This is a genomic window from Corynebacterium callunae DSM 20147 (genome assembly GCF_000344785.1).
In the GTDB taxonomy this organism is placed as follows: Bacteria; Actinomycetota; Actinomycetes; order Mycobacteriales; family Mycobacteriaceae; genus Corynebacterium; species Corynebacterium callunae.
Genome location: NC_020506.1, coordinates 1,598,710 through 1,619,836 on the forward strand (window position 1 = coordinate 1,598,710; position 21,127 = coordinate 1,619,836).

At 53.3% G+C, this 21,127-nt stretch carries 18 protein-coding genes; all 18 read right to left on the minus strand.

The genetic code is table 11. From position 1 onward, the window contains the following. Nucleotides 1-178 precede the first annotated feature (178 nt). The 18 genes from pgk to coaBC all read right to left on the minus strand — a co-directional run bounded on the left by pgk (nucleotide 179) and on the right by coaBC (nucleotide 21,095). On the minus strand, nucleotides 179-1,396 hold the full coding sequence (gene pgk, locus H924_RS07575) for a phosphoglycerate kinase (protein WP_015651374.1): 1,218 nt from the start codon (nucleotides 1,394-1,396) through the stop codon (nucleotides 179-181). Between the two features lie 228 nt (nucleotides 1,397-1,624). Beyond that, the gene (gene gap, locus H924_RS07580; protein ID WP_015651375.1) at nucleotides 1,625-2,629 is read right to left on the minus strand and encodes a type I glyceraldehyde-3-phosphate dehydrogenase; all 1,005 of its coding nucleotides are present in this window, start codon (nucleotides 2,627-2,629) and stop codon (nucleotides 1,625-1,627) included. A 508-nt stretch (nucleotides 2,630-3,137) separates the two neighbouring features. Then, on the minus strand, nucleotides 3,138-4,121 hold the full coding sequence (gene whiA / locus H924_RS07585) for a DNA-binding protein WhiA (RefSeq protein ID WP_015651376.1): 984 nt from the start codon (nucleotides 4,119-4,121) through the stop codon (nucleotides 3,138-3,140). Nucleotides 4,122-4,320: 199 nt separating this feature from the next. Further along, complete coding sequence (locus H924_RS07590) at nucleotides 4,321-5,424, minus strand: gluconeogenesis factor YvcK family protein (RefSeq protein ID WP_015651377.1); 1,104 nt, start codon at nucleotides 5,422-5,424, stop codon at nucleotides 4,321-4,323. Between the two features lie 18 nt (nucleotides 5,425-5,442). Further along, on the minus strand, nucleotides 5,443-6,372 hold the full coding sequence (gene rapZ, locus H924_RS07595) for an RNase adapter RapZ (RefSeq protein WP_015651378.1): 930 nt from the start codon (nucleotides 6,370-6,372) through the stop codon (nucleotides 5,443-5,445). Nucleotides 6,373-6,423: 51 nt separating this feature from the next. Continuing rightward, entirely contained in the window at nucleotides 6,424-8,490 is a 2,067-nt protein-coding gene (gene uvrC / locus H924_RS07600) for an excinuclease ABC subunit UvrC (protein WP_015651379.1), read from the minus strand. Between the two features lie 6 nt (nucleotides 8,491-8,496). Further along, nucleotides 8,497-9,060 carry a PH domain-containing protein gene (locus H924_RS07605; RefSeq protein ID WP_015651380.1) on the minus strand — a complete coding sequence of 188 codons (564 nt, stop codon included), beginning with the start codon at nucleotides 9,058-9,060 and terminating at the stop codon, nucleotides 8,497-8,499. A gap of 54 nt (nucleotides 9,061-9,114) precedes the next feature. After that, on the minus strand, nucleotides 9,115-9,594 hold the full coding sequence (gene ribH / locus H924_RS07610; protein WP_015651381.1) for a 6,7-dimethyl-8-ribityllumazine synthase: 480 nt from the start codon (nucleotides 9,592-9,594) through the stop codon (nucleotides 9,115-9,117). A 2-nt stretch (nucleotides 9,595-9,596) separates the two neighbouring features. Beyond that, complete coding sequence (locus H924_RS07615; protein WP_015651382.1) at nucleotides 9,597-10,868, minus strand: bifunctional 3,4-dihydroxy-2-butanone-4-phosphate synthase/GTP cyclohydrolase II; 1,272 nt, start codon at nucleotides 10,866-10,868, stop codon at nucleotides 9,597-9,599. 11 nt (nucleotides 10,869-10,879) lie between these two features. Next, the gene (locus H924_RS07620) at nucleotides 10,880-11,494 is read right to left on the minus strand and encodes a riboflavin synthase (RefSeq protein WP_015651383.1); all 615 of its coding nucleotides are present in this window, start codon (nucleotides 11,492-11,494) and stop codon (nucleotides 10,880-10,882) included. 2 nt (nucleotides 11,495-11,496) lie between these two features. Further along, complete coding sequence (gene ribD, locus H924_RS07625) at nucleotides 11,497-12,495, minus strand: bifunctional diaminohydroxyphosphoribosylaminopyrimidine deaminase/5-amino-6-(5-phosphoribosylamino)uracil reductase RibD (RefSeq protein ID WP_015651384.1); 999 nt, start codon at nucleotides 12,493-12,495, stop codon at nucleotides 11,497-11,499. Further along, nucleotides 12,496-13,158, minus strand: coding sequence for a ribulose-phosphate 3-epimerase (gene rpe / locus H924_RS07630; protein WP_015651385.1), 663 nt, complete (start codon nucleotides 13,156-13,158; stop codon nucleotides 12,496-12,498). 56 nt (nucleotides 13,159-13,214) lie between these two features. Then, a complete protein-coding gene (locus H924_RS07635) occupies nucleotides 13,215-14,762 on the minus strand; it encodes an RsmB/NOP family class I SAM-dependent RNA methyltransferase (RefSeq protein WP_015651386.1) in 1,548 nt (515 codons plus the stop codon). Beyond that, nucleotides 14,759-15,697, minus strand: coding sequence for a methionyl-tRNA formyltransferase (gene fmt / locus H924_RS07640; protein WP_015651387.1), 939 nt, complete (start codon nucleotides 15,695-15,697; stop codon nucleotides 14,759-14,761). The genes H924_RS07635 and fmt overlap by 4 nt, the downstream gene beginning before the upstream one ends. 61 nt (nucleotides 15,698-15,758) lie before the next feature. Continuing rightward, a complete protein-coding gene (def, locus tag H924_RS07645; RefSeq protein ID WP_015651388.1) occupies nucleotides 15,759-16,268 on the minus strand; it encodes a peptide deformylase in 510 nt (169 codons plus the stop codon). Between the two features lie 180 nt (nucleotides 16,269-16,448). Beyond that, complete coding sequence (locus H924_RS07650) at nucleotides 16,449-18,506, minus strand: primosomal protein N' (protein WP_015651389.1); 2,058 nt, start codon at nucleotides 18,504-18,506, stop codon at nucleotides 16,449-16,451. A gap of 26 nt (nucleotides 18,507-18,532) precedes the next feature. Then, nucleotides 18,533-19,756 carry a methionine adenosyltransferase gene (metK, locus tag H924_RS07655; protein ID WP_015651390.1) on the minus strand — a complete coding sequence of 408 codons (1,224 nt, stop codon included), beginning with the start codon at nucleotides 19,754-19,756 and terminating at the stop codon, nucleotides 18,533-18,535. A 91-nt stretch (nucleotides 19,757-19,847) separates the two neighbouring features. Then, the gene (coaBC, locus tag H924_RS07660; RefSeq protein WP_015651391.1) at nucleotides 19,848-21,095 is read right to left on the minus strand and encodes a bifunctional phosphopantothenoylcysteine decarboxylase/phosphopantothenate--cysteine ligase CoaBC; all 1,248 of its coding nucleotides are present in this window, start codon (nucleotides 21,093-21,095) and stop codon (nucleotides 19,848-19,850) included. Between the last annotated feature and the right edge of the window lie 32 nt (nucleotides 21,096-21,127).

Genomic DNA, 21,127 nt, shown 5'->3' on the forward strand with positions numbered 1-21,127 from the left:
TCTAATGGGTAGTGCGTGGGGTGCAAGAATCTGCAAAGAATTGTTGTCTCAGTGCGCCTTGAGTCTTCGTGTTGTTTTCGAAAAGTCCAAGGCGCTTAATTGAAACTCAATTGTGAGTCCTGTGAGACGGTGACCTACTGCCCTATTGGTTTAGGGGCAAGCAGGTTGTCAACCAGTTTTAGCTGGCGAGAATTGCAACGCCTGGGAGTTCCTTGCCCTCAAGGTACTCCAGGGAAGCGCCACCACCGGTGGAGATGTGGGAGAAGCCGTCTTCGTTGAGGCCCAATACGCGAACGGAAGCTGCAGAGTCGCCACCGCCGACGACAGAGAATGCGCCGTTGTTTGCAGTTGCGTCAATGATTGCCTGAGCTAGGCCGCGGGTGCCCTCAGCGAATGCTTCGAACTCGAAGACGCCCATTGGACCATTCCAGAAAATGGTCTTTGCGGAAGCGAGAACCTCTGCAAACTTCTTGACGGACTCTGGTCCGATGTCAAGAGACATCCAGCCCTCTGGGATGGAATCGAGATCAACGATCTTCTTCTCTGCATCCTTGTTGAACTCGGAGGCTGCAACGAGGTCTACTGGCAATTCAATCTTGTCGCCAAAGCGCTCAAGAAGGTCAGAGCAGGTCTCCTTCATCTCTTCCTGCAACAGGGACTGCTGAACATTGTGGCCCTGAGCAGCGAGGAAGGTGTAGCACATGCCGCCACCGATAACGATCTTGTCTGCCTTTGCAGCAAGCGCCTCGATAACACCAATCTTGTCGGAGACCTTAGATCCACCGAGTACCACTACGTATGGAGCCTCTGGAGCATCTCCCACCTTTTGCAGGACGGAAATCTCAGTTTCAACAAGGCCACCTGCATAGTGAGGAAGACGCTTTGCAATGTCATAAACAGAAGCCTGAGCGCGGTGAACAACACCAAAACCATCAGAAACAAATGCGCCATTGTCAGCTGCAAGTGCTGCAAGCTGATCTGCGAACTCGCCACGCTCTGCTTCATCCTTAGAGGTTTCGCGAGGATCAAAACGAACGTTTTCCAGCAGCAAAATATCGCCCTCGGTTAGGCCATTTGCACGCTCGTGAGCATCTTCGCCGACAACGTCAGCTGCAAGTGCTACATACTGGCCAAGTTCCTCGGAGAGAGCTTCGGCAACAGGTGCAAGAGAGTACTTCTCGTTGACTTCACCCTTTGGGCGACCAAGGTGAGCCATAACGATGACCTTTGCGCCAGCTTCGCTGAGTGCCTTCAAAGTTGGAAGTGAGGCGATGATGCGGCCCTTGTCGGTGATCTCGCGGTCATCGTTGAGTGGAACATTGAAGTCGGATCGAACGATAACGTGGCGTCCGTCGACGCCTTCGTCGAGCAGGTCCTTGAGGGTCTTAACAGCCATGCCGTACTCCTTGGAGTTAGAAAGAGAAAGTTTGTATGTGCCAGCACTGTGAACAACATTGCATAGGCATTTGCCTAAAACTTTGAGAGTTACTCACTGTGATGCTGGACCGTATTCAATTGTATTGATTTAGAACAGAAATAGCCCGGAGTGCGCCGAGGCACACCCCGGGCTATTGGGATGTCACATCACCTGAATATGAAATTCAGGGCTTTGACGTGATCTTTTTTAGAGCTTGGAAGCTACGTGCTCGGTCAGGCGGAGCAACTGGCAGGTGTAACCCCACTCGTTGTCGTACCAAGAAACAACCTTGACGGTGTTGCCGGAGACTTTGGTCAGGCCAGCGTCAAAGATGGAGCCGTGGGAATCGGTGATGATGTCGGTGGAAACCAGTGGCTCTTCGGAGTAAGCCAGGGTGTCGCCGAACTCGCCGGTAGCAGCTTCCTTGATAGCAGCGTTAACTGCCTCAACGGTGACCTCAGACTTGGTGGTGAAGGTCAAGTCGGTTGCGGAGCCGGTGATGACTGGAACGCGAAGTGCGTAGCCATCAAGCTTGCCCTTGAGCTCTGGAAGAACCAAGGCGACAGCCTTAGCAGCACCGGTGGAGGTAGGAACGATGTTCACAGCTGCTGCACGTGCGCGACGCAGGTCCTTGTGAGGTGCATCGTGCAGACGCTGGTCACCGGTGTAAGCGTGGATGGTGGTCATCAGACCGTTTTCGATGCCGAACTTATCGTTAAGAACCTTAGCGATTGGAGCGAGGCAGTTGGTGGTGCAAGATGCGCCGGAGATGACGTTGTGGTTCTCAGCATCGTAGGTGTCGTGGTTAACGCCGTAAACGAAGGTCGCGTCCTCGTTGCTTGCAGGAGCGGAGATGATTACCTTCTTCGCGCCAGCTTCGATGTGAGCCTTTGCAGCCTGAGCATCGGTGAAGAAGCCGGTGGACTCAATCACGATGTCAACATTGTGAGCTGCCCAGTCAAGGTTCTTTGGATCGCGCTCTGCGTAAACTGCAATGCGCTTGCCACCGACGGTGATGGAATCATCATCGTATTCAACCTCTTGACCCAGACGACCCAAGATGGAGTCGAACTTCAGCAAGGTAGAAAGGGTCTTGTTATCGGTGAGGTCGTTAACTGCGACAACCTCAAGATCTTCGCTGCGCTGCAGAACTGCGCGGAAGAAGTTACGTCCGATGCGGCCAAATCCGTTAATGCCAACACGAATGGTCATGTTGTTGCTCCTCTAAAGATTGTGGGAAATCCAATGTATGAAGATGATGGGTCCGCGGGGGCATAACGCCCCAAATTGGCCAAAACTGCCAATCCACGGTCAGGTGCACTCAAAGTTGATTCGAGAATAAACCTGCTACCCAAACCTACCGACAAAGGTCATTTCGTCGAGTCAACTCGTTGTTAACCTGCTTTCGATTTTAGCGAGAAAACACAGATTCCGCACGAGTTGCCAAAAAGAATCAAACATAATCAAAAATTGAGGCTCAACCCCTATGGGGGTAATTCCCACACTGCCATGAAATACTTTTGAATATGAACGAATTTTTTCCGCAGCACAATTCCCCAAACACACCCTAATGGGGGTAATAATGAAGTGAACTACATTAAAGCAAGTCCAACGACCTTAGTCTCAAGGAAGCCGAGCATGTGATGTAACTCACATGCTCGGTTGAATAGATCTAAATGGATAAGGTTTACCAGGTGTCGTTTTAGGACCCTGCGAGCCTCTACATCTCTTCTAAAAGGTCTTCCGTTACCGCTGAATTGGTATCAGCAATTCCCAACTCCCCTGCCCGTTTGTCTGCCATTGTCAATAAGCGACGGATCCTGCCAGCAACTGCATCCTTGGTCATTTGTGGATCAGCCAGGCGGCCTAATTCTTCCAAGGACGCCTGCCGATGTTGCACGCGTAGCTGACCGGCCTCTGCCAAATGTTCTGGAACGTCATCACCGAGAATTTTCATGGCTAATTCAACTCGGGCTGCAGCAGCAACCGCAGCGCGCGCAGATCGTCGTAAATTGGCGTCATCAAAATTAGCTAAGCGGTTTGCTGGGGTGCGTACCTCGTGCTTAAGGCGTTTTTCCTCCCACAAGATTCGAGACTTTTGGGCACCAATTCTGCTAAGCAGTGCTCCAATTGCCTCTGCGTCCCTAATAATCACCCGGTCAGAGCCTCGTGAGTCCTTGGTTTTTGCCACCACCCCAATTCGGCGAGCACAGCCAACCAATGCCAAAGCTGCCTCTTGACATGGGCATACAACTTCCAAAGATGATGAGCGCCCCGGCTCGGACAACGTACCGCTTGCCAAAAACGCTCCGCGCCAAGCAGCTTCCGCATCACTAATCGTTCCTGAGACAACTTGTGGAGCAAGCCCGCGAACTGGATACCCTGAGCGCGTTACCAATCCCACCCTGCGCGCAACTTCATCGGCATTATCAATGATCCGAACCAGATAACGCGGAGTTTTTCTACTGACAGTGGGATTAACTGTATGCAACCCCACATCGGTTCCATACAAGGTATGAATAAACTCTTGAAGGCGCTGGCCAACTTTAAGGCTGTCTAAATTGGCCTCAATAACAAGGTGTCCATGCACCGCTTGCATTTCACCGGCAAAGCGCAGCATCGCTGAAACCTCAGCAGCTTTAGAACTTTGTCTGCTAACTGCCACCTTGGTCAGTTCTTCTTTAATGTCCTTGGTCAATGACATGAATAGTCCTCCTCAAAGCACCATGTGGTCGCAGGATTTGTCTCGCTGTGACACAACTTCTCAGTCGTGTCACAGCACCAAACATGCCAGCAAATAATAAATCGGTTTAGCCAGGTAAATACCGAAGCCAAGTTGGCCCACCTCTCCCCGCTTGATGGACTCAAAAACTGCCAAACCGGAAAAGACAACCAGAAAAGACTTAGCGCTGACGGGATTGCTTATAGCTCTCCAACAATGCAGCCCCCAGTTTTACGGGGTCGTGCACACTGGTAAATCGGCCCCGGCCATCTTCTGCACGAAGATCGAGAAAAGAGATCTCAGCACCTAAGTTTGCAGCTGCGCGCTCCAAGTGGGTGCGTTCAGAAGGCGTGGTAATGGTGCTGGAATCTACAATTACTTGATCCACCTGCAAATTGCGGGCATGTTGACGCAGCACATGAATATGACGTTCGGCGGAAAATCCAGCGGTTTCACCTGGCTCTGAAGTCAGGTTAAGAATTACTGCCTTAGTTGCCTTGGTTTCAGCCAGTGCTTGCACAACCTCTGGTACCAAAATATGAGGAATCACCGAGGAAAACCACGATCCTGGCCCCAAGGTCACTAAATCTGCGTTGTAAATTGCATCAATGGCAACAGGATTAGCAAGAGGAGCTTCTGGAATAACTCTCACTCTTCTCACCTGGCCAGGAGTGGCAGCCACTGCAACCTGGCCACGAACTTGGCGCATAACGCGTGGATCGGTGTCTAGGCCAGAAACCTCTGCTTCAATATCAAGTGGCTCGGAGCAGACTGGAATGACACGCCCTTTAGCGCCAATAATATTGGCAACTTTATCCAAGGCATTTTGAGAAGTTCCCAAGATATCGGTGAGCGCCACAATTACCAGATTGCCCAAGGCGTGGCCGGCAAGCGCGCCGTGCCCACCAAAGCGATGCTGCAAAAGCCTTTCCCACACTTCCCCAGCTTCATCATCAGAGGTCAACGCTGCGAGAGCCATGCGTAGATCTCCCGGGGGAATCTGTCCCAATTCGCGGCGAATACGTCCGGAGGATCCGCCGTCGTCAGCAACAGTAACGATGGCGTTAATTTGTTCGGCGGAACAGCTGCGGGCTGCTCTCAGCGTTTGGAAAAGACCATGCCCGCCACCCAGGCTCGTAATTGTGGCTGGTGTGTCACGAAGCACCGAATTATCAGAAACGTCAGTCAAAGCATCGGCCGAATTCACCGCATCAGCTAAGCCCCCCAATTCAAAATCGAAAGATTCAGGGTCACCAAAACCATCAATATCACGTGAAGTAGACATTGGTTTTCTCCTACTCCTCTAATGGCGGTTGATGTCGCGGTGTACCACGGAGACATCAAGATCGGTGGCTTCGCCAAGGCGACGTGCCAATTCTTCAGACACTGCTACAGAACGGTGGTGACCGCCGGTACAACCAATAGCGACGGTGATGAAGCTCTTGCCCTCGTGACGGTAGCCAGGAAGCATATCTTTCAGCATTTCCACAAAGTTCTTTAGAAACTCTTGGGCTCCACGTTGGGCTAGAACGTAGTCAGAAACTGGCTTGTCTACACCGCGGAAAGGCTTAAGCTCTGGAATCCAAAAAGGGTTAGGCAAAAAGCGCACATCCACCACAAAGTCCGCATCGCGTGGTGAGCCATGTTTAAAACCAAAGGACTCGATGGTGACATGCTGCACGCGGCTGGCAATGGATTTGAAGGAAGATTCAATTGCACGGCGCAGGTCATGGACCGAGAGTTCGGAGGTATCGATAACTACATCGGCATCCTCTCTGACCTGGGAAAGCATAATGCGCTCGCGTTCAATTCCTACCTGCAGGGTTTGGCTGCCCTGCAGCGGATGGGTGCGGCGGACGTTATCAAAACGCTTGATCAACACATCATCGCGGGCATCCAAAAAGAGCACAGTTGGTGGCAAATCTTTGCCAGTTAGTTCTGCAACCACCTGCGCTAATCCACCGTTAAATTCACGGGAGCGTACATCGCACACTACGGCGACTTTATCTACTGGAGAGGCCTCTACTGCGCAGAGATCTACGAGGTCCAGGATGAGCTGTGGCGGAATATTATGTGCCACATACCAACCGAGATCTTCCAGAACTCGAGCGGCAGTGCTCAAACCTGCACCTGACATTCCCGTGATGATCACTGGGGTGAAGTTTTCTTGGTACTTCAGCGGTTCAGCCGGGGCAGACTGTTCAGAAGGCGTTAACCCAACAGATTGAATCATGCCTATATACTAGCCAGCTTAAAAACTTCGCGTCGCAACAAGCGCCTAAAATCAAGACTCCGTCGGATGCAATCCCTCATAGATGGCCTCGGCGAGCTTGGGGCCAAAGCCTTTTAGCTCAGCGATCTCTGCCACGCTTGCCTCTTTAAGTTTGGCCACGGAGCCAAAGTGTTTGACCAATTCAGTGCGGCGATTTTGGCCTAGACCCTTGATATTGTCCAATTCCGATACTCGCATGCGCTTGGATCGTTGCTGGCGGTGATAGGTGATGGCAAAGCGGTGGGCCTCATCACGGATTTGCTGGAGCAAAAATAGGGCCTGGGAATTACGGGGCAAAATTACCGGATCGGGATCGCCTGGCACCCAAATTTCTTCGAGGCGCTTGGCCAAACCGACGAGCACCACGTCCACAATGCCGAGTTCATCAAAAACCTTTTGAGCAGCAGCAACCTGGGGCGCACCACCATCGACAATAAAAAGCTGAGGTGGATAGGCAAAGCGTTTATTATCAGTGCTCATCTCCTCAATATTTTCATCGGCAAAGGTAGATCCATCAAATTCTTCAGCTGCCGGAACCGCCAACTTATCCTTGTTATGACGCAAGAAGCGGCGGCGTGTAATTTCCGCTATTGAAGCCACGTCATCAGAATGGCCATCACCTGCTGCTTCTTTAACGCGGTAGCGTCGATAATCCGATTTACGAGGCAAACCATCTTCAAAAACCACCAAAGATGCCACCACATCCGTGCCTTGGATATGGGAAATATCGGTACATTCAATACGCAAAGGCGCCTGTTCCATATCCAGAGCCTCTTGCAACTCCTGCAAAGCCGCCGAACGCGCAGTGAGATCCCCAACGCGTTTTAGTTTGTGCTGTTTTAGCAGCTCCTTGGCGTTTCTTTCCACGGTTTCCATTAGGGCTCGTTTATCGCCTCGCTGGGGCACGCGCGCATCCACCGCTGCTCCGCGCAAATCGCTCAGCACCTGCAAGGTTTCCTCGGTCTCATTGGGCAGCACTTGCACCAAAATTTCGCGGGGTAAAACTAAAGGAGCAGGACGCTGTTGAGAGAGCTTGTCGACGCCCCGACGCTCGATTAACTCGGCGTCTTCACGGGCCTCAGAGTCCGCACGTTCCACTGCGTCTCCATAAAACTGCACCAAAAAGTTCTGCATCAGATAAGGCAGCGCGGGGTCGAGTTCGCCCTGCGTGGGGGCGTCGATAAGCGCCTCGTCCCAGTCCCCGGTCTTTTCTATAACCCAGCCGCGCTGACCGCGGATTCGGCCACCGCGGACGTGGAATACCTGGACGGCAGCTTCTAGGTCATCGCTGGCGAAGGCAATCACATCAGCATCGGTGCCATCACCGAGCACCACTGCTTGCTTTTCCATGACCTTGTTGATGGCTTGGAGGTCATCACGCAGCCGTGCAGCGCGTTCAAAGTCGAGGTTTTCCGCGGCTTCTTCCATGTCAGCGGTCAGTTTTTTGGTCACTTTATCGGTGTGACCGGACATGAAGGAGGTAAATCCCTCCACAATTTCGCGGTGTTCGGCTTCATTTACCCGGCCCACACAAGGTGCCGCACATTTATCGATATACCCCAAAAGGCATGGCCTGCCAAGGTTCTCGTGGCGGTTAAATACGCCCTTTGAACAGGTGCGCATGGGGAATACTCGGGTGAGCAGATCAAGGGTTTCGCGCACTGCCCAGGCATGCGAATAAGGCCCAAAATAACGCACGCCCTTACGACGAGGTCCACGATAAAAATAGGCGCGCGGAAAACGCTCGCCGGTAGAAACGGCAAGCATGGGATAGGTCTTATCATCGCGATACTTAACGTTGAAGCGTGGATCAAACTTCTTGATCCAGGTGTATTCCAGCTGGAGGGCTTCTACCTCACTGGATACTACGGTCCATTCCACCGATGAGGCGGCAAACACCATTTGGCGGGTGCGGGGGTGCAGCTGGGTGACATCTTGAAAATAATTGGACAGACGTGAACGCAGGTTTTTAGCCTTGCCCACGTAAACAACGCGGCGCGAATCATCGCGGAATTTATAAACACCCGGCTCCGTAGGAATAGTTCCAGGGGCCGGGCGGTAAGTGGTTGGATCAGCCATTAGCCGTTAATCCTCAGGCATATACTTGTTTTCGAGCTCGCGGAAGGCTTCCACAGCCTGAACTACATCCTGACCATCACGGGACTGATATGCCCACATGGGAACATACTCAAAATCCGGAAGTTCAAGGCGAGCTACTCGGCTGCCCTTGGGGAAAGACATGCCATAGATAACAACCCAAGGATAAAAGCGAGTTCCGATGAAGTTGCGGATCTCTACCCCATCCTCATTTGCACGGACTCGAGCACGAGTCAGGCCGAGGTATAGGAAGAAAGAAATCACCAAACCAATTCCAGGAAAAGCAAGCTTATCGATGGATGTCACGGCAGCACCGGTGAAATCCACACCCACCACAGCACCCATAAAAATATGAACTGCCATCACGACAACAACACTGATCCACGCCAGGCGTTTCATCGTCTTGGAGGTAACCACCAGTTCCCAGGGCTTTGCGGTAGTAGTGTCAGCAAAAGCTGCGGTGTATTCCTGCAGCTCTGCGTCGCTTAAGCCCCCGGTGGTGTGTGCGTTTCGCAGATCGTCCGGTGCTCCGTCGGGGGCGTTGATTGCCACGTTCTCACAAATCCTTCGGTCTTAAAATTTCGCTAAAAGTGTTCGGGAAACAGTTTAACCCTTGGTGCCACGAATGCGAGAAAGCACCAAGGCGGTATCAATCGCTGCAACCATAGCCTCAGCGCCCTTGTCCTCTACCGAACCCGGTCCACCGGAACGCTCAATAGCCTGTTCCTCGGTATTGGTGGTCAAAACACCATTGCCAATGGGAGTGGAGGTATCAAGCGCAATGCGGGTAAGTCCTTGGGTGACAGAATCACAGACATAATCAAAGTGTGGGGTGCCACCGCGAATAACGCAGCCAAGCGCCACAACTGCATCATGCGTGCGTGCAAGTTCTTGCACTACAAGGGGCAATTCCAAGGCACCCACCACACGATATTCATCCACGGTGGCACCTGCTTCACGGCCTGCGGTAACCGCGTGGTCATGGAGACGATCGCAGATCTCCGCATTCCAGGTAGCAGTAACAACAGCTACCTTGAGGCCACTAGCATCGGGCAGCTCGATTTGTGGCAAACCTTCTTTAGGCATTTTTATTCTCCTACTTTATGAGAGAGTTCCCACTCAGCTACGGCTGGGAGATCATGGCCCATGCGATCACGCTTGGTCTTGAGGTATTTCACATTATCCTCATGGACCTGCACTGGAATTGGAGTACGGCTGGCTACGGAAATGCCATGGCCCTCCAAACCAACCTTCTTGGCAGGGTTATTGCTGATGAGATTGAGGGAACGCACACCCAGGTCATAAAGAATCTGGGCACCGGTGCCAAATTCACGAGCGTCAGCAGGCAGCCCCAAAGCCAAGTTGGCATCGACGGTATCGGCGCCCTCGTCCTGGAGCTGATAAGCGCGCAGCTTTGCCAAAAGGCCAATTCCACGGCCTTCATGTCCGCGCATGTAGACCACAACACCACGGCCGGCCTCATTGATCATGCGTATCGATTCGTGGAGTTGTTGACCACAGTCGCAGCGTCGAGAAGCAAAAACGTCGCCGGTCAGGCACTCGGAGTGCACGCGAACCAGCACGTCCTCGCCACCGTTGGAGGCGACATCGCCGGCCACAATGGCAACCAATTCGGTGCCATCAACCTTGGAGCGGTAGCCCACTGCCTTGAAGGTGCCATAGTCGGTGGGCAGCTTGGTCTCTACCTGACGCTCCACCAGAATCTCGTTCTTGCGGCGCCATTCAATCAACTGTGCAATGGAGATGAGCTTAAGGCCATGCTCATCGCAGAAACGACGCAATTCCGGAACGCGAGCCATACCGGTTGGGTCTTCCTCACTGACAACCTCGCAAATCACGCCTGCTGGCTGCAATCCAGCAGCTCGTGATAGGTCAACGGCAGCTTCGGTGTGACCGGCGCGCACCAAAACGCCACCTTCGCGTGCCCGTAGTGGAACTACGTGGCCGGGGCGGGTGAAATCCTTAGGCTGCGCATCGGGATCTGCCAGCAGACGCAAGGTTTGTGCGCGGTCGGTGGCAGAAATACCGGTGGAGCCGGTGTTGGCATCAACCGTGACGGTATAAGCAGTGCCACGGGCATCCTGGTTTTGCGCGGTCATGGGAGGCAGGTCGAGACGATCTGCATCTTCTGCGGTTAAAGGAGCGCAAATATAACCGGAGGAATAACGCACCATAAAGGCCACGAGCTCAGGTGTAGCGAGCTCGGCGGCGAAGATAATATCGCCTTCGTTTTCGCGGTCTTCATCATCAACTACGACGACAGCCTTACCGTCGGCGATATCGGCGATGGCTTCCTCGACTGGATCGAGAGCGCTATTTTTAGTTTCTTGTGCAATCACAATGATTAAACCTAGTCCTTTGCCTGATCTTCGCCCGAATTGGTGCCCATCATGCGCTCGACATATTTGGCGATCACATCTACTTCGATGTTGACTTTGTCACCAACAGCGAGTTCACCGTGGGTGGTATCACGCAAGGTGGTGGGAATGAGTGAGACCTCAAACCAGTCCGCGCCCAGGTTAGAAACTGTTAATGAGGTGCCATTAAGTGCAATGGAGCCCTTCTCTACGACATAGCGCGCCAAGTTCTCTGGGAGGGAGAAACGCAGTACATCCCAGTGTTCGGAGCTCGTGCGGGCAAGTAATTCCGCAGTGGCGTCAACGTGGCCTTGCATAATGTGTCCGCCGAGGCGACCTGTTGCAGCCATGGCACGTTCCAAGTTCACATGGCTGCCCGCTTTGAGCACGCCTAAGGTGCTGCGGTCGAGGGTTTCCTGCATGAGGTCTGCGCTAAAGCTATTTTCTTTAAATTCCGCAACAGTCAAGCACACTCCATTGACTGCAATGGAATCTCCGAGGTGTACATCAGACAACACAGTATCCGCTGCGATTTCTAAGCGCACTGAATCGCCGAGGTTTTCCACCCCTGCAATTGTGCCTTTTTCCTCCACAATTCCGGTAAACATTTCTAAAGTCCTTTTCTTTGCATTTCTATTAATACGTCATTGTCCAGCTGCCGAATTGTGGTGATATCAAAGCGCATAATCTCATCCATACTGGTCGTTTCCCGCCAATTTAGAAGCGATTTTCCTGCTCCCAACAACGCTGGCGCAATGTAGGCCTGAATATTGTCAACCACTTCTAGGCGCAAGGCAGCTGCTGCTAGGGTCGGTCCGCCTTCAATAAGCACGTCACGGCATCCTGCTTCCCATAGCACAGCCAGCGCCTCCGGTATTCCCGAGTACTGTTCAAAGCCCAAATGGTGCAGGTTTGTGCCACTCGGCACGGAACGCTTTCCGACGACTACCCGCCGCGGTTGGCGGGGGTACAGCTGGTCACCGGAGCGGGCGGTGAGCGAGGGATTATCGCTTAAAGCAGTGCCCGTTCCCACCAGAATGGCATCGCGACGACTGCGGTCTTCATGAACATGGGCGCGTGCTGCTGCCCCAGTAATCCACTGACTGCTGCCATCTGTTGCTGCGGCAAATCCATCAATGGTGCTGGCAAATTTAAGAGTCACATTGGGCCGGGAACGACGTACCGCATTAAGCCAGGGCTGCAAAGTGGGAACGGTGGTATCCAAAAAGTGGGTTTCCACGCCTTTGAAGGCCAAGTATTCCGCTCCCCCAGCTGCTGCTGGGAACGGATCGGCTTGGGCATAAAAGACTCGCGCAATCGCGGCGTCGAAAAGCGCTTGGGAACACGGACCCGTGCGGCCAGTATGGTTGCAGGGTTCAAGGGTGACCACCGCGGTGCCGCCTCTGGCACGCGTACCGGCAGCCGCCAGCGCCATAACTTCGGCGTGGGGGCCGCCTGGTGGTTGGGTGGCGCCGATGCCGGCAATCTGACCTGCCGCGTCAAGGATGACGGCGCCTACTGCGGGATTGGGGCTGGTTGTGCCGCGGACTTCGGCAGAAGCAGCGATTGCTTGAGCCAGTGCCTCTGCGATTTCCCGAGGTGTCGTCATTTACTTGCTTGCGAGTGCTCTCAAAGTCTGGACTGCTGCGTTAGGATCTTCGGCGCCATACACAGCAGAACCTGCCACAAAAGCATCACAGCCAGCTTCAGCCGCTGCCGCAATGGTCTTCTCCCCAATGCCACCGTCGATTTCGATGATGGTGTTGAGGCCACGCTCATCAATGACGCGGCGGAGGGTACGGACCTTCTCCAATTGCTCTGGCATGAAGCTCTGTCCGCCAAAACCTGGCTCCACGCTCATGACGATAACCTCATCAAAATATTCCAGGTCATCAAGGTAGTCCTCGATGGGAGTGCCAGGGCGCAGGGAAAAACCAGCACGAACCCCCTGGGAACGAAGGTACTTAGCCAGTTCAACATGGTCGTCTGTGGCTTCCACATGGAACACAATGCAGTCTGCGCCAGCCTTGATGTAGTTGTCCACCCACTTTTCAGGGTTTTCAATCATGAGGTGCACATCCAGGTCCTTTTCTGTGACCCGGTTAATTGCCGCCGTAATATCAGCGCCAAAGCTGAGGTTTGGAACAAAATGTCCATCCATAATATCGACGTGGATCCAGTCCGCGTCGGGAACTGCTGCTACTTCTGCGCCGAGTTGGGAGAAATCTGCGGCCAAAACGGATGGGGCGATCTTTGGAGTATGTTGTGCCATGTCCTAGATCATAGCCCGCCATAAAAGGCGGGCTCCAACACTCTCCCCTTTGGTGGCTATTTTTTACGCAAAACCGCAAAGAACATAGCGTCCGTACCGTGGCGATGTGGCCACATCTGCACTGACTTCTCAGTTCCAGTGTCTTCCATGCCTGGCACAAATGGGCGTGCGTCTAGTTCCTCTACCTCGAGGGTTTCTAGCGCTTTATTAACCACACCGCGGGTTTCACGCAAATCAGGTGAACAGGTGGAATAAACCACAATGCCACCAGAACGTGCCTTCTTAATTGCTGATTCCAAAAGCTCAAATTGCAAAACGTTGAGCTCTGCAATGTCACTTTCTTGTTTACGCCAACGAGCTTCTGGACGGCGACGCAATGCGCCCAGACCAGAACAAGGTGCATCAACCAGCACGCGGTCATAATTATTCTCGAGGTTGATGGAACGGCCATCGCCCACATGAATTTTGACTGGCAGGCCGCGGACTGACTTCTCAATCAAGCGTGCACGGTGTTCAGAGATCTCCACCGCATCCAATTTGGCACTTTCCATACGTGCCAAAGAACCAACCAGCGCTGCCTTGCCACCTGGGCCTGCACAAAGATCAAGCCACTTGCCTTGATCATCGTTAACAGGAATCTCTGCGAGCGCGCGGGCAATCAGCTGGGAACCTTCATCTTGAACGGCTGCTAAGCCCTCCTTGATGGGTTCAATATCGGCAGGGTCGCCACCTTCCAAATAAACGGCATAAGGAGAATACTTTCCTTCTTCGCCGCCTACGATTAGTGCTAATTCTTCAGCGCTGATCTCACCTGGACGAGCCACCAGGTGGACAACTGGACGCTCGGAGTCTGCTTCTAGAGCAGCTTCCAATTCTGCCGCTGGCAAAAGCTGCGCAAAACTACGCGCAATCCACTCTGGGTGCGCGGTACGGAAAGCAACCTTGGCGATTTCCTCGCTTGGCTCCAACTTATCCAACCAAGCTTCAGGAGAGGTACGAGTGATATTGCGCAGGATGGCATTGGCAAAACCTGTGGCCTTGAACTTCTTCAGGCCACCCACCATCTTTACCGAGGTATCTACTGCGGCGTGATCCTCCACGCGCATAAAGAGCACCTGATAAGCGCCCAAACGCAAAATATCAAGGATTTCTGGGTCGATATCAGAAAGCTCACGGCCCGATGCTGCCTTGATAATAGAATCCAACAGCCCCTGCTTACGCAAGGTGCCATAGGTGATCTCCGTAGCAAATGCTGCGTCACGGCCACTGAGATTGTGCTTGCTCAACAGGCGTGGCAATACCAAGTTGGCATAAGCACCGCCGGTGCGCACACGGTCAAGCACCTCAAATGCGATTTCGCGCGGCTTATCTACACCCAGGGAACGTAAGTGGCGGATTTCTCCGGAGGCATCGCGGCCATAAAGCTGTTTCTTGGCAGGACGCCCAGGTCCCTGGGGTCGCTTATTTGGCATATTCTTATTTTGTGCGCCACGCTTAGGTGCACTACGACCGGGAGTCTGACGCTGCTGTCCGGACTTCTGAGCTTCAGGTTCTGGACCTTTGGCACTACGTGAGCGGAAGCCGCCCGATTTATCAAGGCTCATAGAAATTTCGCTTCCTGTTCAAGATGGACGCCACGCGCCCAGTCTGCTGCTTTCATCATTTTTTTACCTGGTGGCTGAATCTCCACCACTTCTACGGCAGTTGTGCCTGTTCCTACATAAACGGCAGATTTACCTGCGCTAATAACGCCCGGTTCTAGAACCGGTGCCTCGCCTGAGAGCTTGACTGGCGCAACCTTGAGGCGCGCGTCGGCAAGCGTGGTCCACGCGCCCGGGGCTGGAGTATGTGCCCTGATGTGGCGGTCGATGACCTCCGCAGGCTGTGTCCAATCAATGCGGGCATCCTCAGTGGAAATTTTTGAGGCATAGGACGCCTCGCCGACCTGTGGCTGCGGGGTGATGCTGCCATTTTCTAGGCCAGTCATGGTCTCAACCAACAAATCACCACCGCTATATGCCAAACGCTCAAGGAGATCGTCGGCGGTATCGGTGGGCAGAATTTGCTCTTCCAAGGTGGAGAGGATCACTCCGGTATCGAGGCCTTCATCAATACGGAAGGTTGTGGCACCAGTAACCTGATCACCCTCGCGAATCGCAGCCTGTACCGGCGCAGCCCCACGCCATGCTGGGAGCAGGGAAAAGTGCAGATTTACCCAACCGTGTGGTGCAATTTCCAGCAAATCTTTAGTGATCAACTGCCCAAAAGCAACCACCGGCAAACAATCGGGAGCCAGTTCTTGCAAGCGCTGGCGCACTGCTTTTCCATCTTCACTATCAGCTTTTAATGTTGCAGGCTTTAACACCTCGATGCCGTGCTGAGCGGCAAGTTCCGCAACTGCCGAAGGATGCAAAGTCCTTCCACGTCCGCGACGAGCATCGGGCTGTGTCAACACAGCCACCACCTCATGCTCTGAATCAATTAATTTTTGCAGCGCAACAACTGCGGGTTCGGGAGTTCCGGCAAATACCAGGCGCATATGGTTTCCTTCCTACTGGGACTGTCCTACAAGGGCTGTCCTACTGGGGGCGATCTTGGGGCTAGCTATTAAACCAGGTGGATGCACGGATTACACCCATTGCTGCCTTACGTTCCGCAGGCTCCAGTCGCTTGAGGAAAAGCACCCCATCAAGGTGGTCAGTTTCATGCTGAATGCAGCGCGCCAACAGTCCATTTGCCACAAATCCAATGGGATTGCCATCTTTATCTCGGCCGGAAAGTCGTACAGTCTCATATCGTGTGGTTTCCGCAGAAACCTCCGGGATGGACAAGCATCCCTCATTACCGGTCTGAGTTTCCTCATTTACTGGCTCCCACACCGGGTTGACTACATGGCCACGCATGCCACCAGGCTGGTGGGAAGTATCAAACACAAATACGCGGCGCAGCACTCCAACTTGGTTGGCAGCAAGGCCAACTCCCCCGGCGTCTTCCATGGTGTCAAACATGTCTGCAATCAGGGTTGCCAAAGATTCATCAAAATCGACAACCTCATCGGCGCGGCTCACTAGAACGGGGTCGCCAAACAATCTGACATCACGAACAGTCATAGTGGGTGAAAAGCTCCTTGCATAAAACGATGGAAATAAACTCTTACTCTTATCCTATCGTCACCGCTTGGAACTTCCCTACCCCGCGTCTGATCGGACATAAGTATCTGCAAGCATTAAAGCAAAAATCAGGGAGATCCAGGCTTCCGAGCGAATTCGAGGTGAACCTGAGGTCCTCACTTAACCGATGTGCAGCGGATCCATTTGTACCCGCAAAGGCAAATCATTTTTCCGTGCCGCCCGCGCCACCTGCGCTGCTCGTAGTGCATGGCCCAACTCAGCCCGCGGTCCCAAAGGTGTACGAATCAAAAGACGCTGCACCGGACCAAATTTTTGTTCATCATATTCGCCAGGCAAAGTCACACCCGGTGGCAGATCAACTGGCCCCAAAACTTCGGCTTGGGCTGGTAACTCCACCAATTCCAAGAAATTGTCCAAAGCAGCACTAGCACCATCAACTGCTGCCATATGCACTGAAGGCGGAAACATTACCTCCCGGCGGCTTTCCAACTCCGCAGCTGCTGCTCCCACAACATCCCAGCGGATCAGCGATTGCACCACCGGGAAGGCAGCGTCAGCAACCACAATTACCTGTCCCCCATGCAAATGGGAATGCACCATGGTGGCAGCTGCCGTCCACTTGCTCAAAGTATCTTCAGTGGCACGCAGATCTTGCCGCCCCATCAATGCCCAAGTATCTAGCAACAAACAGGCGCCATAATAACCATGGGATTCCGGGCCGGAGTATTGCTGGGAACCATTAAGAACCCGCGGTTCAGCACCAGGAGTTGCCACCACAATTGCTGGACGGTTGGGAATAGTATCCACGATCTTATTTCCGCCCGAGGTAATAATGCGCACTGCTGGAAAAGCGCGACCAAGCTCCTCAGCAGTTCTTTCCGTACCCAACACCACCGCGCGCAGCTTTGGAGAACCACAGCTTTGACAGCGGAAATTAGAATCCGGGCGTCCACACCACCGGCAGGTCGGCACTCCGGCGTGCGTGGGGCTGCCCTGTGGCAACCCCAGTGGCCCATTACAGTGCCGGCAGCGCGCCGGGGTTCGGCAATTTCCACAAGCCAGCGTGGGTACATATCCTTTGCGGGGCACCTGAATCAGCGCTGGTTGTTCGCGATCCAGAGCGTCTCGCAGTGCCTTAAACGCCACCGCAGGCAGGCGTGCCGAACGCGCCAAAGGATCACGTTCCAGCTCAAAATCGGAATCGGCCACCGCTTGAATTCGAGGCATGCGGGTGCGCAGCGTCTCACGCGGAGCCACCAAATTATGCATCCACCCAGATTCCACCAGCAGCTCAGTCTCTGCGGTACGCGCATGGCTGGCAATAATAAGCGAGCATTTTTCCAGCGCCGAACGTGTCGTCAAAACCTCCCTGGCGTGCACATAAGGCGCGCGCGGATCAACCAGGTTATCATCCCCATCACCGACAATGATGGCCAATTTAAGGTCTTTAACCGGCGCAAACGCCGCGCTGCGAGTACCGACCACCAGGCGCCCCTGCCCCTGCAGCACGGACAAAAACCGCCGATAGCGGGCCTGTGGCCCGAGACCAGAATTTAAAACGGTGATCTGCTTAGCGGCAACGAGGGTGCGTAGTGCGGCTTCAAGCTTATCGACGTCTCGTTGATCGGGAAGCACAATTAAGGCGCCAGCTCCATCAACCACAACTTTCACTGCCAATGATGCAAGTGCCAAAGCCCAATCATCACCTGGAGCAATCTGCCACGCAGCACGCGCAGTAGTGCCAGCTAAAACCGCATCGACAAAAGACTGTCCATGCTGATAAGCAGACCAGGAAGAAAGATCTGGTTCCAGGGCAGTGCCCAATTCTTCCCAGGTACTTTCCAATTGAGAGTCCTCTGCTCCCGCATGACGTGCTGGTATCGCTGACCGAATCAAATCCGAGCGCACCCCGCTATATCTTTCGGCAAGGGCTTCAATCAATTGAGAAAGCTGTGGTGGATAAACCACAAAGGGTGAAATTACGCGATCCAACCACGCCAAGTTTCCTTTATGTGTGGTGGAAGCAGTGCGTGAGATGAGTATTGCGTCGACAAGCCTGCCTGCAAACCGGATCCTGACCCGCACACCTGGTTGGGCATCGCGGTCTTGATCCGCGCTGATGCGATAATCAAAAAGGCGGTCCAGGTGGGGCAACCCTAGCAATGGAAGAACCCGCGCCACTGATAACTCTGGAGCGGGGACGCGGGTTGATGCCATAAATCCGAAGATACTACATAGCCGTTTTAGGCCAGATTGAGGGTGGAGCGAAGCGCCTCAACACGGTTGGTTGCTTCCCAAGGAAGATCCACATCGGTACGACCAAAGTGGCCGTATGCTGCAGTCTGCGCATAAATTGGGCGCAATAGATCAAGCTCGCGAATAATTGCTGCTGGACGCAGGTCGAATACCTCAAGCACTGCTGCCTGAATTTGCTCGTCGCTTAGTCCTTCTTTATTAGTGTCGAAGGTTTCAACATAAAGTCCAACTGGCTTTGCGCGACCAATTGCATAAGCAACCTGTACCTCAGCACGATCCGCCAGGCCTGCAGCCACAATGTTCTTGGCTACCCAACGCATTGCATACGCCGCGGAACGGTCAACCTTGCTGGGGTCCTTGCCGGAGAATGCTCCGCCACCGTGGCGAGCCATTCCACCATAGGTATCAACAATGATCTTGCGGCCAGTCAAGCCAGCATCGCCCATTGGTCCACCCAAGATAAAAGAACCTGAAGGGTTAATCAGCACATTGATTTCCTGGGTGGCAAGGTGCTTAATATTGGCATCCTTGATAACCCAATCGATAACATGCTCACGCAGCTGAGTTTCCAGCCAGCTACGGTCTACTTCTGGATCATGCTGCGTGGAAATGACCACGGTGTCCAGGTGAGATGGCTGATCCTGCGCGTCATATGCGAAGGTGACCTGGGTCTTTCCGTCTGGACGCAGGTGCGGAACGATGCCCTCTTTGCGAACCTGGGTGAGACGACGAGACAAGCGGTGCGCCAAAGCGATTGGCAGTGGCATAAATTCCGGGGTTTCGTTGGTGGCATAACCAAACATCAGGCCCTGATCGCCGGCACCTGCGCGGTCATCTTCATCCACGTCATCATTGGCGCGAGCCTCATCAGAATTATCCACGCCGTCAGCAATTTCCTGGGACTGCTCACCGATGGACACAGAAACGCCACAGGTGCGGCCATCAAAGCCAACCTCAGAGGAGTTAAAGCCGATCTCAATGAGCTTATTGCGGACCAGCTGTGGGATTTCCACATATTCACTGGTACGGACTTCTCCGACGACATGCACAATGCCGGTTGTCACCACGGTCTCTACGGCAACGCGAGATAGCGGATCTTTGCTGAGGAGAGCATCGAGGATTGTGTCTGAGATTGCGTCGCAGATTTTATCCGGATGCCCCTCGGTCACAGATTCACTGGTGAACAAACGGACGGCAGTTGGCTGAGCCACAAATACCCTTCTTTCGAAGAAAATTAACTAATAAGTTTTGAATACTTAAAACAATATAGACCAAGCTGTCTAATTGTGCAATTGGGCTAGTCTACTGCTGAAATGCAGTGGCCCTATCCCAGATCGCCGCAGCCACCTCAAGCTTGCTACCCTGCTTAACTTCTTCGACTCCCCCATGGGCATCCAAAATCCAGCCTTGGTTGTCATCATGGCCAAATACCTTGCACACCCCAACCTCATTACACATGAGCAAATCGCAGCCCTTTTTATGAAGTTTGGCCTGCGCATATTCCAAGGCACTGGTTTTTTCATCGCCAGTTTCCGCCGCAAAACCTACAATGACCGGGGTTTTTGACAATTCTCCTGCAGTACGGCGCTGCACCGTGGTGGCCAAAATATCTGGATTTTCAAGCAGATGAATAACACTTAAGGCATCTTCATCAGAACCCTTCTTTAGCTTTGAGCTGGCTTGGGTATCTGGACGAAAATCAGCCACTGCTGCAGCCATCACGATAAAATCAGCATCTGTAGCGCGGGCTTGTACTGCCTCAAACATGTCGCGCGTAGAGGTGACTTTAATAACCTCAGCTCCTGCTGGAGTGGATAGCTCTACCGTATTTCCCGCCACGATGGTGACCTTTGCACCGCGTTGAGCTGCGATCTCCGCAAGTGCAAAGCCTTGTTTGCCAGAGGAACTATTGCCAATAAAACGCACCGGATCAATATGTTCCTGGGTTCCACCAGCAGTAATGAGAACCTGTTTGCCCTCGAGGTCGCGTGGCAAGGTAACGCCAGAAGCGATGGCATTGGCGATATCTACAATTTGTTCTGGATCAGGCAAGCGGCCTGGACCAGTATCCTTGCCCGTCAGCCGGCCGTGTGCTGGTTCAATAACGGTAATGCCGCGTTCCCGCAGGGTGTTGACATTAGCCACAGTAGCTGGGTTAAACCACATCTCTGTATGCATGGCAGGGGCAATTACTACCGGACAAGTGGCAACCAAAATAGTGGCAGCCAAAAGATCATCTGCACGCCCCGCCGCCAAACGCGCCATCAAATCTGCGGTAGCCGGTGCAATCACAATGAGATCAGCTTCCTGGCCAATTTTGACATGTTGCACCCTGTCCACCTGGTCAAAAACGGTGGTGGACACTGGATTTCCAGATAATGCTTCAAAGGTTGCTTTACCTACAAAATTGAGGGCTGCTGCGGTGGGGACCACTCTTACGTCATCGCCGACCTCTTTAAATGCCCGAATGATCTGGCAAGCCTTATATGCTGCAATACCTCCGGCAACACCGACGACAATTTTGCGGGCTGGAGTGGTCTGTGAAGACATAGACAATGATCCTTAAAGGTCTGGAGAGATTT

What these genes read in the sequence shown, in the direction of transcription:
- uvrC (WP_015651379.1), bottom strand. Translation starts at nt 8,490, where the DNA reads ATGGCTGATCCAACCACTTACCGCCCGGCCCCTGGAACTATTCCTACG.
- H924_RS07620 (WP_015651383.1), bottom strand. Translation starts at nt 11,494, where the DNA reads ATGTTTACCGGAATTGTGGAGGAAAAAGGCACAATTGCAGGGGTGGAA.
- rapZ (WP_015651378.1), bottom strand. Translation starts at nt 6,372, where the DNA reads ATGATTCAATCTGTTGGGTTAACGCCTTCTGAACAGTCTGCCCCGGCT.
- pgk (WP_015651374.1), bottom strand. Translation starts at nt 1,396, where the DNA reads ATGGCTGTTAAGACCCTCAAGGACCTGCTCGACGAAGGCGTCGACGGA.
- fmt (WP_015651387.1), bottom strand. Translation starts at nt 15,697, where the DNA reads ATGCGCCTGGTATTTGCCGGAACTCCCGAACCCGCAGTTGTTGCGCTG.
- H924_RS07650 (WP_015651389.1), bottom strand. Translation starts at nt 18,506, where the DNA reads ATGGCATCAACCCGCGTCCCCGCTCCAGAGTTATCAGTGGCGCGGGTT.
- whiA (WP_015651376.1), bottom strand. Translation starts at nt 4,121, where the DNA reads ATGTCATTGACCAAGGACATTAAAGAAGAACTGACCAAGGTGGCAGTT.
- rpe (WP_015651385.1), bottom strand. Translation starts at nt 13,158, where the DNA reads ATGGCACAACATACTCCAAAGATCGCCCCATCCGTTTTGGCCGCAGAT.
- H924_RS07635 (WP_015651386.1), bottom strand. Translation starts at nt 14,762, where the DNA reads ATGAGCCTTGATAAATCGGGCGGCTTCCGCTCACGTAGTGCCAAAGGT.
- gap (WP_015651375.1), bottom strand. Translation starts at nt 2,629, where the DNA reads ATGACCATTCGTGTTGGCATTAACGGATTTGGCCGCATCGGACGTAAC.
- ribD (WP_015651384.1), bottom strand. Translation starts at nt 12,495, where the DNA reads ATGACGACACCTCGGGAAATCGCAGAGGCACTGGCTCAAGCAATCGCT.
- coaBC (WP_015651391.1), bottom strand. Translation starts at nt 21,095, where the DNA reads ATGTCTTCACAGACCACTCCAGCCCGCAAAATTGTCGTCGGTGTTGCC.
- H924_RS07590 (WP_015651377.1), bottom strand. Translation starts at nt 5,424, where the DNA reads ATGTCTACTTCACGTGATATTGATGGTTTTGGTGACCCTGAATCTTTC.
- def (WP_015651388.1), bottom strand. Translation starts at nt 16,268, where the DNA reads ATGACTGTTCGTGATGTCAGATTGTTTGGCGACCCCGTTCTAGTGAGC.
- ribH (WP_015651381.1), bottom strand. Translation starts at nt 9,594, where the DNA reads ATGCCTAAAGAAGGTTTGCCACAAATCGAGCTGCCCGATGCTAGTGGC.